Consider the following 315-nt stretch of genomic DNA (forward strand, 5'->3'; position numbering starts at 1 on the left):
GATGAGACTCCTTTTCAAGTGCTCGACAGTGGGAAGAGCAAGTCCTATTTCTGGGTCTTGCGAACACCGAAGGAGTTCGCAAAACATCAGATAGCCTACTTTTACTATGCGCCTACTCGTTCAGGAAAAGTCATCAGTGACGTACTGACTCCTGATTATACGGGAGCGGTTATGTGTGACGGCTATCGTGGCTATGGCCAAGAACAGCTGCCGAAAGCAACGTTTGGTAGCTGTCTCATACATATTCGCCGACCATTTATTGAATTGGTCAAAGGCCTCGCGTTAAAGAATAATGCCCAGGCAACGCAGGCTGTA

Annotated in this window: 1 protein-coding gene; it reads left to right on the top strand. The window is 47.9% G+C overall.

Annotated elements, in window-relative coordinates; genetic code table 11:
- A partial coding sequence (locus tag ACLUWI_RS10425; protein ID WP_412147252.1) for an IS66 family transposase occupies positions 1-315 on the top strand: 315 nt, incomplete at both ends.

This window comes from Limosilactobacillus mucosae, assembly GCF_046939755.1.
Lineage (GTDB): Bacteria > Bacillota > Bacilli > Lactobacillales > Lactobacillaceae > Limosilactobacillus > Limosilactobacillus mucosae_A.